Annotated in this window: 14 protein-coding genes and 1 pseudogene; 7 read left to right on the top strand and 8 right to left on the bottom strand. The window is 73.6% G+C overall.

What is annotated here, in order from left to right; all coding sequences use genetic code 11:
* Position 1 precedes the first annotated feature (1 nt).
* A complete protein-coding gene (locus ABZ565_RS17060; RefSeq protein ID WP_361026680.1) occupies positions 2-739 on the bottom strand; it encodes an acyltransferase in 738 nt (245 codons plus the stop codon).
* 136 nt (positions 740-875) lie between these two features.
* Between ABZ565_RS17060 and ABZ565_RS17055 the strand changes: the two genes are divergently transcribed.
* On the top strand, positions 876-1406 hold the full coding sequence (locus ABZ565_RS17055; protein WP_361026677.1) for a gamma carbonic anhydrase family protein: 531 nt from the start codon (positions 876-878) through the stop codon (positions 1404-1406).
* A gap of 29 nt (positions 1407-1435) precedes the next feature.
* Here the strand turns inward: ABZ565_RS17055 and ABZ565_RS17050 are convergent, their stop codons facing one another.
* Together ABZ565_RS17050 and ABZ565_RS17045 are read right to left on the bottom strand one after the other, a co-directional pair.
* The gene (locus ABZ565_RS17050; RefSeq protein ID WP_361026674.1) at positions 1436-2098 is read right to left on the bottom strand and encodes a DedA family protein; all 663 of its coding nucleotides are present in this window, start codon (positions 2096-2098) and stop codon (positions 1436-1438) included.
* 159 nt (positions 2099-2257) lie between these two features.
* Positions 2258-2695: a DUF4442 domain-containing protein gene (locus tag ABZ565_RS17045; RefSeq protein ID WP_361026987.1), complete on the bottom strand. Its 438-nt coding sequence runs from the start codon at positions 2693-2695 to the stop codon at positions 2258-2260.
* 155 nt (positions 2696-2850) lie between these two features.
* Between ABZ565_RS17045 and ABZ565_RS17040 the strand changes: the two genes are divergently transcribed.
* Both ABZ565_RS17040 and ABZ565_RS17035 read left to right on the top strand, forming a co-directional pair.
* Positions 2851-3933 carry a hypothetical protein gene (locus tag ABZ565_RS17040; RefSeq protein WP_361026671.1) on the top strand — a complete coding sequence of 361 codons (1083 nt, stop codon included), beginning with the start codon at positions 2851-2853 and terminating at the stop codon, positions 3931-3933.
* Positions 3934-3987: 54 nt separating this feature from the next.
* Positions 3988-5301, top strand: a complete 1314-nt coding sequence (locus ABZ565_RS17035; protein ID WP_361026668.1) for an MFS transporter — start codon at positions 3988-3990, stop codon at positions 5299-5301.
* Here ABZ565_RS17035 and ABZ565_RS17030 read toward each other — a convergent pair.
* Together ABZ565_RS17030 and tuf are read right to left on the bottom strand one after the other, a co-directional pair.
* Positions 5263-6108, bottom strand: a complete 846-nt coding sequence (locus tag ABZ565_RS17030) for a fused MFS/spermidine synthase (RefSeq protein WP_361026665.1) — start codon at positions 6106-6108, stop codon at positions 5263-5265. The two genes, ABZ565_RS17035 and ABZ565_RS17030, sit on opposite strands and share 39 nt — an antisense overlap.
* A 69-nt stretch (positions 6109-6177) precedes the next feature.
* Positions 6178-7347 (bottom strand): elongation factor Tu, encoded by a 1170-nt coding sequence (gene tuf, locus ABZ565_RS17025; RefSeq protein WP_361026662.1) that lies wholly within the window; start codon positions 7345-7347, stop codon positions 6178-6180.
* Between the two features lie 366 nt (positions 7348-7713).
* On the opposite strand from tuf, the gene ABZ565_RS17020 reads away from it, so the two are divergent.
* Both ABZ565_RS17020 and ABZ565_RS17015 read left to right on the top strand, forming a co-directional pair.
* Entirely contained in the window at positions 7714-8424 is a 711-nt protein-coding gene (locus ABZ565_RS17020; protein WP_361026659.1) for a TVP38/TMEM64 family protein, read from the top strand.
* A 177-nt stretch (positions 8425-8601) separates the two neighbouring features.
* Complete coding sequence (locus ABZ565_RS17015) at positions 8602-9474, top strand: undecaprenyl-diphosphate phosphatase (protein ID WP_361026656.1); 873 nt, start codon at positions 8602-8604, stop codon at positions 9472-9474.
* A 45-nt stretch (positions 9475-9519) separates the two neighbouring features.
* Here the strand turns inward: ABZ565_RS17015 and ABZ565_RS17010 are convergent, their stop codons facing one another.
* On the bottom strand, positions 9520-9897 hold the full coding sequence (locus ABZ565_RS17010) for a hypothetical protein (RefSeq protein ID WP_361026653.1): 378 nt from the start codon (positions 9895-9897) through the stop codon (positions 9520-9522).
* Positions 9898-10049: 152 nt separating this feature from the next.
* On the opposite strand from ABZ565_RS17010, the gene ABZ565_RS17005 reads away from it, so the two are divergent.
* Together ABZ565_RS17005 and lnt are read left to right on the top strand one after the other, a co-directional pair.
* Positions 10050-10919, top strand: coding sequence for a universal stress protein (locus tag ABZ565_RS17005; protein WP_361026650.1), 870 nt, complete (start codon positions 10050-10052; stop codon positions 10917-10919).
* Between the two features lie 92 nt (positions 10920-11011).
* Positions 11012-12562, top strand: a pseudogene (lnt, locus tag ABZ565_RS17000) (apolipoprotein N-acyltransferase); the annotation flags it as partial.
* A gap of 17 nt (positions 12563-12579) precedes the next feature.
* Here lnt and ABZ565_RS16995 read toward each other — a convergent pair.
* On the bottom strand, positions 12580-13479 hold the full coding sequence (locus ABZ565_RS16995; RefSeq protein ID WP_361026647.1) for a Gfo/Idh/MocA family oxidoreductase: 900 nt from the start codon (positions 13477-13479) through the stop codon (positions 12580-12582).
* Positions 13480-13498: 19 nt separating this feature from the next.
* On the bottom strand, positions 13499-14713 hold the full coding sequence (locus ABZ565_RS16990) for an FAD-dependent monooxygenase (RefSeq protein ID WP_361026644.1): 1215 nt from the start codon (positions 14711-14713) through the stop codon (positions 13499-13501).
* Positions 14714-14747: the final 34 nt, after the last annotated feature.

Genomic DNA, 14747 nt, shown 5'->3' with positions numbered 1-14747 from the left:
GTCAGCCCTCGTCGAGCTGGGCCACGGCGAGCAGCTGTTCCGGGGTGACGCCCTCGGGGATCGGGACCGGGGCCGGTGTCCGCAGGGGCGGCTGCCAGCCCTTCTCCTGGTCCCAGCTGCGTACGACACGGGCGGGCGCTCCGGCCACCACCGCCCGGTCGGGCACCTCGCCGCGGACCACCGCCCCGGCGGCCACGACGACGTTGCGGCCGAGCCGGGCGCCGGGCAGGATCACCGCCCCGGTGCCGATCCAGCAGCCCGGGCCGATGGAGACGGGCTCCATCCGGGGCCACTGCTTGCCGACCGGCTGGTGCGGGTCGTCGTAGCTGTGGTTGGTCGAGGTGATGTAGACGTACGGACCGCAGTACGTGTCCGCGCCTATGGTCACCGTCGTGTCGGCGACGACATGGCTGCCCCGGCCCAGCACGACACCGTCCCCCAGGGTGAGGATCGGGTCCGGCCCGAGGTCCAGGTCGGGCATGAGACCCGCGGTCAGCGTGACCTGTTCACCGATGACGCAGTGGTCGCCGAGCCGGATCCACGGCTCCCCGAAGACGGTGCCCTGCGGGAACGCCAGCCGGGTGCCCTCGCCGATCCGGGCGAACCGCAGCCCGCCGGGGTGCTCGGCGGTCACCGCGCCCGCCTCGCGCGCCCAGCGCCAGCAGCGGTGGACGGCCCCGGACAGGGCGCGCCGCCGCCAGGCGGTCAGGGGGGCGAGCGGATTCCGGTTCTTCGGCACGCGCTCACCGTAAGCCGCGCCCACCGGACGGGCGGGGGGACCGGCCTGTGATCTTCACCCCAACAGGGGGCCGCGCCGCCCCGTCGCATACGGTTCCCCCGGCGACCGACGGCACCGGAACACGGAGGAACGGGCGATGGCGGAGCAGGCGATGATCATGGGTATCGGCGGCAAGGAACCGGTCATCGACGCGGAGGCGTTCACCGCGCCGACGTCGGTGGCGATCGGCGACATCACCATGGCGGCGGGCTCCAGCCTCTGGTACCAGGCGGTGCTGCGCGCGGACTGCGGGCCCATCGTGATCGGCGCGGACTCCAACATCCAGGACAACTGCAGCGTCCACGTCGACCCCGGCTTCGCGGTGACGGTCGGCGAGCGGGTCTCGGTCGGGCACAACGCCGTCCTGCACGGCTGCACCGTCGAGGACGACGTCCTCATCGGCATGGGGGCCACCGTCCTCAACGGCGCGCACATCGGCGCGGGCTCACTGGTCGCAGCGCAGGCCCTCGTACCGCAGGGCATGCGCGTGCCGCCGGGGTCGCTGGTGGCGGGCGTCCCGGCGGAGGTGAAGCGGCCGCTGACCGAGGAGGAACTGGAAGGCGTCCGCTTCAACGCGGTGGGTTACGTGGAGCTGGCCAAGGCCCACCGCGAAGCCTGTGAGGGCTGAGGAGCCGCCGGACCCGCCGGTCCGCCGGTTCAGTCAGCGACCGGCACGGTCCCGGGTTCCGGCTCGGCGGCCGCGGCGGAGTGCGCGGCGGCGGCCTTCTTGGCGCGGTTCTTGAGGATCAGCATGGAGGCGAGGCCGATCAGGACCGCGATGGCCAGGCCCAGGTAGGAGAACCGCTTGAGCCACGCTTCGGCGACGACGCCCACCGAGTAGATGACGGCCGTGGTGCCGCCCGCCCAGGCGATACCGCCGAGCACGTTGGCGATGAGGAACTTCCAGTACGGCATGTGCAGCACACCGGCCAGCGGACCGGCGAAGATGCGCAGCAGGGCGACGAAGCGGCCGAAGAACACGGCCCACATGCCCCACTTCTGGAAGGAGCGCTCGGCCAGGCCGATCTGGCTCTCACCGAAGTGCTTGGGGAACTTCCCGCCGAGCCAGGCCAGCAGCGGCCGTCCGCCCTTGCGGCCGATGGCGTAGCCGATCGAGTCCCCGATGACGGCGCCGGCCGTGGCGCAGGCGCCCAGGATCCAGGGGTTGATGCCGTCGTGGCTCGCGGCCAGCAGCGCGGCGCTGACCAGGACGATCTCGCCGGGCAGCGGAATGCCCAGGCTCTCCAGGCCGATGACGGCGCCCACCAGGATGTAGACGCTGATCGCGGGGACGGTCTCCAGCCACTCCTGGATGTGCAACGCCGTTTCCTTACGTGTGATGTCCTGTCGCCCGCCGGACACTCATCGGCGCACCGCGGGAAGCCTACCCTCAGCTCCGCCGGGGCGGACAGCGCGAAGGGCCGCCGGGCACCCTTCGGTGCGCGGCGGCCCCACCCTCGTACGGACGAGGGTGACGGGTCAGGAGTTCGGGCGCAGTGTCCAGACCACGGTCATCTCGCCGGTCACGGCGCCGTCCCCGCGCCGGATCTCCACGGTCACCGGGAATTCGGGACGCTCGCCCGCGTCGAGTTCGGCGACGACTTCGGCGGCGGGGCGGCCGAGGACGGCGGTCGCGGTGACCTCGCCCATGGCCAGCTTCTTGTAGGCGATCTCGGCGCCGACCGCGAGCGGTACGGCCCGGGAGAGCTGGTCGCCGAAGGCGGCGATGACGATGGCGCCGCTCGCCGACTCGGCCAGCGTGAACATCGCTCCGGCGTGCGGTCCGCCGACGTGGTTGTGGTAGTCGGCCTGGTCCGGCATACGCACCACCGCGCGGTCGGGGGTGGACTCCAGGAATTCGAGGTTGAGGGTCCGGACCATGGGAACCGTCGCGGCGAGCATCTCGCCCGCGGTCATCTGTTCAGCGCTCATGGACGGGATGTTACTCATGGGTAGCCAACTTTGGCCATGCCCCCCGGACACTCACCGGCCGGGCGGCCGCCGCTCCTTCACCGTTCGCACACGGGGGCGGACGTAGCACGCCGGGCGGGGCCCCTCTATCGTTACTCGCCATGTGGCCAGGACAGCAGCCGCCCGGGGGCGAGCAGAACCCGCAGGACCAGAACCAGAACCCGTACCAGCAGCCGGGGTACCAGCAGCCGAATCCCTATCAGCAGCCGGGATATCAGCAGCAGGGCCAGCAGCCGGGCCAGCAGCCCGGTTACGGCTACCCGCAGGACGGGCAGGGGGGGTACGGACAGCCCAACCCGTACCAGCAGCCGACGGTTCCGCAGTACGCGGTGCCCGGTCCTCCCGGTGACCCGCAGCCGGGCAACGACAAGAAGAAGACGACGGTCATCGCCATCGTCGCGGCGACCGCGGTCGTGGTGGCCGCCGCGGTCACCGGTGTCATCGTGCTGAACAAGGACGACGACAAGGACGGCAAGAACGTCGCCGACGGCAAGAAGTCGTCCGCACCCGCCAAGCCGTCCGGGTCCGCGTCCTCTCCCGAGGCCAACCCGCGCGGCGGCGAGGACGCCAAGCCGCAGATCGCGGGCTGGAAGGTCGTGACGAACCCCAAGTGGGGCACCCAGTTCGACGTGCCGGGCGACTGGGAGGTGTCCCCGCCCGGCGTGATGTCCTTCTTCGAGGACGAGAAGAAGAACGACGGCCTGCCGCTCATCGGCTTCACCGGGCCGGCGGACCTCAAGGAGAAGTGGTGCACCGACGACGCCGACAGGGACGGCACGGAGGACAAGTACAGCCTGGCCGGCGCCGGCACCCGGGGCGCGGAGGGCGCCACGGACGCCGATGTGAACGCCCGTAACGAGGCGGGCACCTGGGCCTGGGCCGCGTTCGCGCAGCACATGCCGAAGAAGAGCATCAAGATCAGCAAGGCCAAGCAGTACACCACCAAGTCGGGGCTGACCGGGAGCCTGGTCACCGCGACCGCGCCCAACGTCACCAAGCGGTCCAAGTGCAGCAGCGACGGCAAGACGTACGCGTTCACGTTCAAGAACAGCAAGGGCGCGTTCGCCTCGTGGGTGCTGTACGCCGCCGCGGACGTGGACGACGAGCTGCCGAACGCGACGATCGAGAAGATCCTCAGCACCGTGCGTCTGGTGCCGGTGGTCGACCCCGACGGCGAATCCTGACCCCGGTCCGGGAACTCATTTGCGCAACGGGGCGGCGGCCGCGATAGTCCCTGGGTGACCGACGCAGCCGCCCCCGCTCCCCACTCCTCCCGCCCCGTCCCGGCGGGCCGCAACTACCGGCTGCTGACCGCCGCCTCGATCATCACCGCCCTGGGCACCCACGGCGCGCTGATCGCGGCGGCGTTCGCGGTTCTCCAGGCGGGCGGCGACGGCGGTGACGTCGGTCTCGTGGCCGCCGCCAGGACCGTGCCGCTGGTGCTCTTCCTGCTCATCGGCGGGGCGATCGCCGACCGGGTGCCGCGCCACCGGGTGATGGTCGCGGCCAACACCCTCAACTGCGTCTCCCAGGGCCTCTTCGCCCTGCTCGTCCTGGCCGGCGACCCGAAGCTGTGGCAGATGATGGTGCTCACCGCGCTGTGCGGCACCGGTCAGGCGTTCTTCAGCCCGGCGGCCGAGGGCATGCTGATGTCGAGCGTCAGCGGCGAGCAGGCGAGCCGCGCCTTCGCCCTCTTCCGGATGTCCACCCAGGGCGCCGCGATCGGCGGTGCGGCCCTCGGCGGCGCCATGATCGCGGCGATGGACCCCGGCTGGGTGCTCGCCGTGGACGCGGCGGCCTTCGCGGTCGCGGGAGCCCTGCGCGCCTTCCTCGACGTCAGCCACATCCCGGCGCGTGAGCCCGGGGGCGGGCTGCTCGCGGACCTGCGGGACGGCTGGAAGGAGTTCACGGGCCGCCCGTGGCTCTGGTCCATCGTCGCCCAGTTCTCCGTGGTGGTCGCCGCCGTCGGGGCCGCCGAGGCGGTCTACGGGCCGCTGGTCGCCCGCGACGAGCTGGGCGGCGCCCGGCCCTGGGGGTTCGCGCTCGCCGCGTTCGGCGTCGGCAACCTGGCCGGGGCGCTGCTGATGATGCGGTGGAAACCGCGCCGGCTGCTGCTGGCCGGGACCCTCTGCGTCTTCCCGCTGGCCCTCCCGTCGGCCGGGCTCGCCGTGCCGCTGTCGGCGACCTGGCTCTGCCTGGTGATGTTCGTCAGCGGTACGGCGATCGAGGTGTTCGGCGTCTCCTGGATGACGGCCATGCACCAGGAGATCCCGGAGGAGAAGCTGTCACGCGTCTCGGCCTACGACTGGTTCGGCTCCGTGGCCATGGTGCCGGTCGCCACCGCCCTCGCCGGACCGGTCGAGTCCCTGGTCGGGCGCAGTGAGGCGCTGTGGGGGTGCGCGGGCCTGGTCGTGCTCGTCACCGGGCTGGTGCTGTTCGTTCCCGACGTACGCAACCTGACCCGCCGGACCGAGTCGGTCGAGGTGGCCGCCGCCCCGCTCGTGCCGCCCACCTCAGCCGATGCGGAAGGCGCCGTCGGGCGGCTCGGGTGACGCCACCGCGTCCTCGTCCCCGACCGGCCGGGCCCCGTTGACGAACGCGGCCAGCGCCTCCCCGTGCTCCACCCGCGCCGGGAACGCGTCCGCCGCGCACCGGCGGGCCAGGACCGCCGTGTCGAACGGGGCGCGGGAGGCGACGAGGACCACGTTGCCGAAGCGGCGGCCGCGCAGCACGCCCGGCTCCGCGATCAGCGCCAGCGCGCCGAAGACCGCCGCGAAGGTGGCCAGCTGCGCGCGCAGGAAGCCGAACGGCGGCCCGTCGGCCAGGTTCGCGGCGTAGATCCCGTCCGGCCGCAGCGCCCGCGCCGCCGCCCTGGCGTACGGGACCGAGGTGAGGTGGGCGGGGACCCGGGACCCGCCGAAGACGTCCGCGATCAGCAGGTCCACCGAGCCGGGGGCGGTCGCCTCAAGGCGGGCTCGGGCGTCCGCCGCGTGCACGGTGATGCCGCAGTCCGCGGGCAGCGGCAGGTGCTCGGCGACGAGGTCGAGCAGACCGCGGTCCGCGTCCGCCACCTCCTGCCGGGAGCCGGGTCGGGTGGCCGCGACGTACCGGGGCAGGGTGAGACCGCCGCCGCCCAGGTGCAGGACGTCCAGCGGCTCGCCCGGGTCCGCCGCGCAGTCCACGACGTGGCCGAGCCGGCGGGCGTACTCGAACTCCAGGTACTCCGGCGCGTCCAGGTCGACGTAGGACTGCGGGGCACCGTCGACCGTGAGCAGCCAGGCCCGTTCCCGGTCCACGTCCGGGAGGAGGCGTGCGGTGCCGTGGTCCACGTCCCGGATGACGGGTATCGACTCGTTCACTCCCCCATTGTGGGGTGGGCCCGCCTTCCCGGGGAAAACGGGGAGGCGGGCCCAGGTCACCCGCACGGCTCAGAGCAGCTCCGTGACCGTGCCCGCGCCGACCGTGCGGCCGCCCTCGCGGATCGCGAAGCCGAGGCCCGGCTCCAACGGGACGTCCCGGCCCAGCTCGACGGTCATGGTGACCGTGTCCCCGGGCCGTGCGACCGCCGCCTCGCCGAGGTCCACGTCGCCGACCACGTCGGCCGTGCGGATGTAGAACTGCGGCCGGTATCCGGTGGTGACCGGGGTGGTGCGGCCGCCCTCACGCCCCGACAGGACGTACACCCGCGCGGTGAAGCGCCGGCTCGGGGCGACACTGCCCGGCGCCGCGACGACATGGCCGCGGCGCAGCCGGTCGCGCTCGACGCCGCGCAGGAGCAGCGCGACGTTGTCGCCGGCCTCGGCGGACTCCATCGGCTTGCCGAAGGTCTCCAGACCGGTGACGACCGTCTCGATGTCCGGGCCGAGCACCGACACCCGGTCGCCGACGCGGACCGTGCCGCGCTCCACGGCACCGGTGACGACCGTGCCCCGTCCGGTGATGGTCAGGACGTTCTCCACCGGCAGCAGAAACGGCGCGTCGGTGTAGCGCACCGGCATCGGTACGTAGGTGTCGACGGCGTCGAGCAGCGCCTCCACGGCCCCCGTCCAGCGCGGGTCGCCCTCCAGCGCCCGCAGCCCCGACACCCGTACGACGGGCACCGTGTCGCCGCCGTAGCCGTGCGCGGACAGCAGCTCGCGGACCTCCAGCTCGACCAGGTCGGTGAGCTCGGGGTCACCGGCGTCCGCCTTGTTGAGCGCCACCACGATGTGGTCGACGCCCACCTGGCGGGCGAGCAGGACGTGCTCGGCCGTCTGCGGCATGATCCCGTCGACGGCGGAGACGACGAGGATCGCCCCGTCGAGCTGGGCGGCCCCGGTGACCATGTTCTTGATGTAGTCGGCGTGGCCGGGCATGTCGATGTGCGCGTAGTGCCGGGTGCCGGTCTCGTACTCGACGTGCGCGATGTTGATGGTGATGCCGCGCTGCGCCTCCTCGGGCGCGCGGTCGATGCGGTCGAAGGGGACGAAGGTGCCGGTGCCGCGGTCGCTGAGCACCTTGGTGATGGCGGCGGTCAGGGTCGTCTTGCCGTGGTCGACGTGGCCCATGGTGCCGATGTTGAGGTGCGGCTTGGTGCGCACGTATGCCGTCTTGGGCATGGGTTCATTCCTTGGGATGCGAAGCGTGACGTGAGGACCCCGGGGCCCGGCCGACCCTCCCCTCGCGGGGTCCGCCGGACGGTCGGGGGAGGGTCAGCTTCGGGCGCCGCCGAGGGGCGCTGCGGCAGCGGTGACCGCTGCGGCGACAACTGCTGCGAGGGTGCACACGGCAGCCTTCGGCGCGTCCGCGACTGCGGACGGCGCTGCGGGGAAGGCGTACCGGGACATGCGCCGATCATCTCCGAAGGGCCGCCCGCCCGTCGAGCGAATTACGGCGGACCGTACGGGGATTGAGCCCGGGGCGGGCTGCGCTCCGGCGGGGTCGCATTACGGCGATCACACACCTTTGTCGGTTACTCTCCCCGAATGCTCGACACCGCCCCCGCCACCCGCCCCGCCCCCGGCCTCGCCGTGCGCTGCACGCGGATGCTGCTGTCGCCGTGGTGCCGGCTCTCGCTGCTCGTCGCCGTTCTGGTGGGCGCCGCGACGGCCATGCTGCTCCTGGATCCGCAGCGGCTGCTGACCTCCGGCCGGCTCGGGGAGCTGAGCGGCGGTTCCATGGCGGTGGTGCTCTTCGGGCTCGTGTACGGCGTCTGCACGGTGGCGTTCGTGCCGCGTCCGCTGCTGAACCTCGCGGCGGGGGCCCTGTTCGGGGCGCAGGCGGGCCTCGCGGCGGCGATCGGCGGCACGGTGCTGGGCGCGGGGGTCTCCTTCATGCTCGGCCGGGTGCTGGGCCAGGACGCGCTGCGCACCCTGGTACGGGGGCGCTGGCTGCGGGCTGCGGACGGTCAGCTGAGCCGGCACGGCTTCCGCTCGATGCTGGCACTGCGGCTCTTCCCCGGAGTGCCGTTCGCCGCCGCCAACTACTGTGCCGCCGTCTCCCGCATGGGCTATCCGCCGTTCCTGTTGGCCACGGGCCTGGGCTCGATCCCGAACACCGCCGCTTACGTGGTGGCGGGCAGCGAGGCGTCCTCGCCGACCTCGCCCGCGTTCCTCGCCGCGATGGGGTTCATCGTGCTGACGGGGGCCGGCGCGGTGGTGGTCGCCTGGCGCCGCCGGCACCGTCTGGGCGGCTGAGGGCGACAGGGCGGGGCGCGCGGGGGTTGTCGCCGGGCGTTCACCCGGGGGCGATACGCTGCCCGCGACCGACAGACGAAACAGGGCCCGGCCGGGCCCTGTCCTCGCACGACCGCACGCCGCCGGCGCCCGACGCCGGCGGCCGGTGCATGAGTATCCCGGGATGGCCCAAGCCCCATGAGCTGGTTCGAATCGTTCGTCCTCGGACTCGTCCAGGGACTGACCGAGTTCCTGCCGATCTCCTCCAGCGCGCATCTGCGGCTCACCGCTGCGTTCGCCGACTGGCAGGACCCGGGCGCGGCCTTCACCGCGATCACCCAGATCGGCACGGAGGCCGCGGTCCTCATCTACTTCCGCAAGGACATCGCCCGGATCGTCTCGGCGTGGTTCAGGTCGCTGACGGACCGTTCGATGCGCGGCGACCACGACGCCAAGATGGGCTGGCTGGTCATCGTCGGCTCCATCCCGATCGGCGTGCTGGGCCTGGCGTTCCAGGACCAGATCGAGGGCCCCTTCCGCGATCTGCGGCTGATCGCCACCACCCTGATCGTGATGGGCGTCGTCCTCGGCTTCGCGGACCGGATGGCCGCCCGGGACGAGAAGGGCGGCAGGCACCGGGCCGGCAAGGAGCGCAAGACCCTGCGCGAACTGGGCGTCAAGGACGGCCTCATCTACGGCTGCTGCCAGGCGATGGCCCTTGTCCCCGGCGTCTCGCGGTCCGGCGCCACGATCAGCGGCGGTCTGCTGATGGGCTACACCCGGGAGGCGGCGGCGCGTTACTCGTTCCTGCTGGCGGTCCCGGCGGTGCTCGCGTCGGGCGTCTTCGAACTGAAGGACGCGGGCGAGGGGCACGTCGCGTGGGGCCCGACGATCTTCGCTACGGTCATCGCGTTCGGGGTGGGGTACGCGGTCATCGCGTGGTTCATGAAATACATCACGACCAAGAGCTTCATGCCGTTCGTGATCTACCGGATCGTCCTGGGCGTGCTGCTCTTCATCCTCGTCGGCGCCGACGCGCTGAGCCCGCACGCGGGCGAGTCCGCGGGCTGACGTCCGCCATACCGCCCCCGGCCGCGCCGGGGGCGGCGCACCACGTCAGATCTCCGTGTCGCCGGGGCCCTCGGCGCCGAACTGCTCGGCGCGCAGCGCGAGGTCCTGGAGCACGTCCGCCGAGGTGACGTCCGTCTGCCCGGAGTCGTGGACCTGAGCCAGCATGGCGAACGCCAGGGTGAACGCCCCGACGAGCTGTTCCACCGCACCGCCGACCTCGCGTCCGACGACCACCACCACGTCCTCGACGGTGGCGTCCTCCGGGATGGCGATCCGGGGCATGGTCTCGTTGAGTAGGGCGGTCACCACGGTCGAGTCGGTGTCGGCGTCCTCGCGGTCCGGGTTCTCCTCCAGCAGCCGGCGCATCTCCCCCGCCTCGGTGAGGATGCCGACCACACGCTTCACCACTTCGCTCTGCTCCATACGGCGAGCATAGGCGCAGCCGGACCGGCCCAGAGGGACAAACGACGTGCGCGGCCATGCCGTGCCGGGGCCCGGACGGCCGCCTCCACCTCGGCACCCGCGCCCGCGCCGCCGTAGCGTACGCAACAGGTCCGTACGGCGGAGAGGAACCCATGAGCGGCACCGAGCTTCCCGTGATCGCGGCGGTCGACGGCTCCTCGCACAGCTGGGACGCGCTGGACTGGGCGGCCCGTGAGGCGGTCGTACGGAACTGGCCGCTGCTCGTCGTGCATGTCCGGCAGCTGGCCCGGCGCACCGACCAGGAAGTGCAGGAGCGGGAGGCGGGCGAGCTGCTGGCCTCGGCCGTGCGCCGCGTCGCGCAGGTCGCTCCGGGGCTGCGGCCCACGACGCTCGCGCCGCTCGACTTCCCGTCGGCGGCGCTGGTCTCGCTGAGCCGGGACGCCTCGCTGCTGGTGCTCGGCTCGCGGGGTCTAGGCGGATTCCGGTCCCTGATGCTGGGGTCCAACAGCCTGGCGACGGCGTCCATGGCGAAGTGCCCCGTGGTGATCGTGCACGGCGGCCGGGACGAGGAGGAGCCGGCCGGTGAGGGCGCGGGCGAGGTCTTCCCGGACATCGTCGCCGGGGTGGCCGCCGACGAGAGCAGCGAAGGGGTACTGGACTTCGCCTTCGAGACGGCGGCGGCGCACCCGGGCGCGCGGCTGCGGATCGTGCACGGCTGGACCATGTTCTCGTCCATGCTGTCCGGCGGGCCCGTCTTCGACCGGGACGCGGCGGCGGACGCGGCCGAGCGGTCGCTGGCCGAACTCACCGCCGGCTGGCGGGCCCGGTATCCGCAGGTCGAGGTCATGAAGGAGCCGGTCAACGGCTCCGCGACCCGCACCCTGGTCACCGCGTCCGCGACGGCGTCGCTGACCGTCATCGGGCGGCGGCGCGGCGGTGAGTCGCTGGGCCTCGGGCTGTCGCCGGTGGCGCACACGACGCTCACGCACGCCCTGGGCCCGGTGGCCGTCGTCCCCTGCTGACGGCCGGGCCGCGTCCGCTGCCGCACACTGGGCAGAAGATCGGGACCGGATGGCGGACGGACCTGCCGGCGGGCGGGGCGAGGAGGTGCGGCATGGATGCGTGGACCGGGTGGCGCGAGCGGGGCGCCCGCGTGCTGGACCGGGCCCCCGGGCGCGCGGCCGCCGCGCTGGTGGCCGGTGCGCTGCCGGCGCTCGCCTTTCCCGCGCCCTCGCTGTGGTGGTTCGCCTATGTCTGCCTGGTCCCGCTGCTGTTGCTGGTCCGGTCCGCCGGGACGGGGCGCGGGGCTGCGCGCGACGCGTGGCTGGGCGGCACGGGGTACATGATCGCCGTGCACCACTGGCTGATGCCGAGCCTGCATGTGTTCATCGTGATCCTCGCGGCGCTGCTCGGTCTGCTGTGGGCGCCGTGGGGGCTGCTGGCGCACCGGCTGCTGCGCGGTCCGGTGAGCGGGCGGGCGGCGGTCGTGGCGGTGGTCGTGGTGCCGTGCGGCTGGCTGATGATCGAGCTGGTGCGGTCCTGGGAGGCGCTGGGCGGCCCCTGGGGGCTGCTGGGGGCGAGCCAGTGGCAGGTGGCACCGGCGCTCCGGCTGGCCTCGGTGGGCGGGGTGTGGCTGGTGAGCCTGCTGGTGGTGGCGGTGAACACGGCGGTCACCGTGCTGCTGGTGCACTCCGCCGCCCGCGTCGTGGCCGCCGTATCGCTCCTGGTGGGCGCGCTGGTGGTCGGGGCGGCCTGGGTGTGGGCGCCGCAGCCCGAACGGACGGGCACGGCCAGGGTGGCCGTCGTGCAGCCCGGGATCGTGGAGGGGCCGGGCAGCATCCAGCGCAGGTTCGCCCGCAGCGAGGCGCTGACCCGGTCGCTCGCGGGGCGCGGCGTCGACCTGGTCGTGTGGGGTGAGAGCAGCGTCGGCGTGGACCCGGTCCGGCGGCCTGACATCGCGGCCCGGCTCGCGGCCCTGTCCCGGTCGGTGGGCGCCCCCCTCCTGGTGAACGTGGACGCCCGGCAGACCGACGCGGCGGGACGCACCGGGATCTTCAAGAGCGCCGTGCTGGTCGGGCCCCAGGGACTCACCGGGGACCGGTACGACAAGATGCGGCTCGTGCCGTTCGGCGAGTACATCCCGGCCCGGACGGCGCTCGGCTGGGCGACCTCGATGGGCCGGGCGGCGGGCGAGGACCGGCTGCGCGGCACGGGCCCGGTCACGATGCGGGTGCCCGGTGCGGACGGACTGCGTCTCGGCCCGCTGGTCTGCTTCGAGTCCGCGTTCCCGGACATGAGCCGGCGTCTGGTCCGGGACGGGGCGGGGCTCCTGGTCGCCCAGTCCTCCACCTCGTCCTTCCAGCACAGCTGGGCCCCGGTCCAGCACGCCTCGCTCGGCGCGCTGCGGGCGGCGGAGAGCGGCCGCCCGATGGTGCACGCCACCCTCACGGGCGTGAGCGCGGTGTACGGCCCGGGGGGCGAGCCCGTCGGACCCCGCCTCGGCACGGAGACCAGCGGCACCGCCGTCTACGGGGTGCCGCTCGCCCGGGGCACGACGCTGTACGTACGCCTGGGCGACTGGCCGGTGTACGGGGCGCTGGGGGTGCTGGCCGCCTTCTGCGCGGCGGAGGGTGTACGGGGGGCGCGCGGCCGGAGGCGTACGCGGGCGGCGGCGCAGGCTGTTCAGGCCGCGTCCAGCTCCCGCAGGACGCGCTCGCAGAGTTCGTGGGTCTCCAGGGCGTCCCGGGCGCTCAGCGGGCGGCCCTCGCGTACGGCGTCCAGGAAGGCCAGCACGGCCTGCTCGATACCGCGCTGACGGGCCACCGGCACCCAGTCGCCGCGCCGGCGCACGCTGGGCCGGCCCTTGTGGTCGATGACCTCCGCGAGGTTGAGCACCTCGCGCTTGGAGTCCTGGCCGGAGACCTCGAGGCGCTCCTCCGTCGAGCCGCTGAGCCGGTTCATCGCGCCGATCGCGGTGAAGCCGTCGCCGGAGAGCTGGAGCACGACGTGGTGCAGCAGACCGTCCACGAGCCGGCCGCTCACCACGGTGCGCTCGACGGGGCCGGGCGCCAGGAAGCGCAGGGTGTCCACGACGTGGATGAAGTCGTCGAACACCATGGTGCGGGGCTCCTCGGGGAGCCCGACCCGGTTCTTCTGCAGGAGGATCAGCTCGCGCGGGTGCTCCGCGCACTGGGCGTAGCCCGGGGCCAGCCTGCGGTTGAAGCCGACGGCCAGACCCGTGCCGCGCGCCTCGGCGAGCTCCACCAGGCGGGTGGACTCGGCCAGCGTGTACGCGAGCGGCTTGTCGACGTACGTGGGGACGCCCGCGTCGAGCAGCCGGCCCACGATCTCCGGGTGGGCGGCGGTCGAGGCGTGCACGAACGCGGCGTCGAGCCCCTGGGCGAGCAACGAGTCCAGGTCCCGGTGGCACCGGTCCGCCGGGACGCGGTGGGCGGCGGCGACCGCGGCCAGGGTGGCCGGGGTGCGGGTCTGGAGGTGGAGTTCGATGCCCGGCAGGGCGCCGAGCACCGGCAGGTACGCCTTCCGCGCGATGTCCCCGAGCCCGATGCAGCCGACCTTCACAGGGTGTTCCTCTCGCTGGTCAGCGCCGTGTGCCGGGCGCCTCGTCCGTCGTCCCGGCAGCATACGTGTCCCCCGGCGGGCGCCAGTCTGCGATCCCGTCGAAGGTGCGCAGGACGAGCCCGGGACCGAGGCGCGAAACGGTGGACATGAGGAAGTCGCGTGCGGCGACGGCCGGGGCGCTGCTGAGGCTCATGAGCCGGGAGACCCGGTCGGCCTTGCGGACGACGGCGGCGGTGCGCGGCAGCCGGTCGGCGGTGTACGCGGCGAGGCCGGCGCCCAGGTCCCGCCCGGGCGCCACGTGGTGGGCGAGGACGATGCCGTCCTCGATGGCCTGGTTGCCGCCCTGGCCGAGGGTGGGGGCCATGGCGTGGGCGGAGTCCCCGAGCAGCACGGTGCGGCCCCGGTGGAAGGCGGGGAGCGGGTCGGCCATCCGGTACACGTCGTTGCGGAGGATCTCCTCCGGTGCGGTGGCGGCGATGATCTCCGGAACCGGGTCGTGCCAGTCGCCGAAGCGGCGCAGGAGTTCGGCCTTCTCGTCGTCGGCCGCCCGGGCCCCGGCGGGGGCGGTCGCCGCCGCGTACGCGTAGATCCTGCCGTCCTTGAGCGGCTGGGTGCCCCAGAGCGCGCCGCGTCCCCAGGTCTCGTGCGGCGGGAAGGGGCGGTCCGGGGCCGGGACGACGACGCGCCAGGTGGTGAAGCCCGCGTAGGAGGGGCCGGGGGCGTCCGGGAAGAGGGCGCTGCGGACGCCGGAGTGGATGCCGTCGGCGCCGACGACGAGTTCGGCCTCGATCGCCCCGGCCGGCGTGGTGACGACGGCGGGGGCGCCGACGGCGGTGCCCGGGTCGGTCAGGCGGGCCGGGCAGCCGGTGCGGATGGCGGAGGCGGGGAGCCGGGCGGCGATGCGGTCGATGAGGACGGCCCGGTGCAGGAGGACGAGGGGGCCGCCGAACCGCTCGGCCGCAGCCGAGGCGTCGGTGCGCGAGAGCCAGCGGCCGGACGGCGCGCGCATCCCGCCCTCGCCCTGCCAGGCGGCCAGGGACCTGATCTCGTCGCCGAGGCCGACGACGTCGAGCGCGCGCTGGGCGTTGGGGGCGAGCCCGATGCCGGCGCCGACGGGTTCCAGGGAGTCCGCGCGTTCCAGCACGGTGACCTGCCAGCCGGACCTGTGCAGGGCGAGAGCCGCGGTGAGCCCGCCGATCCCGCTGCCCATGACGACCGCACGGGGCATGTCCATGACCCTTCCTTCCGTCGGAACTACATCTGTAGTG

The organism is Streptomyces sp. NPDC016469 (genome assembly GCF_040632905.1).
Lineage (GTDB): Bacteria > Actinomycetota > Actinomycetes > Streptomycetales > Streptomycetaceae > Streptomyces.
This window is presented reverse-complemented; position numbering and strand designations above follow the sequence as displayed.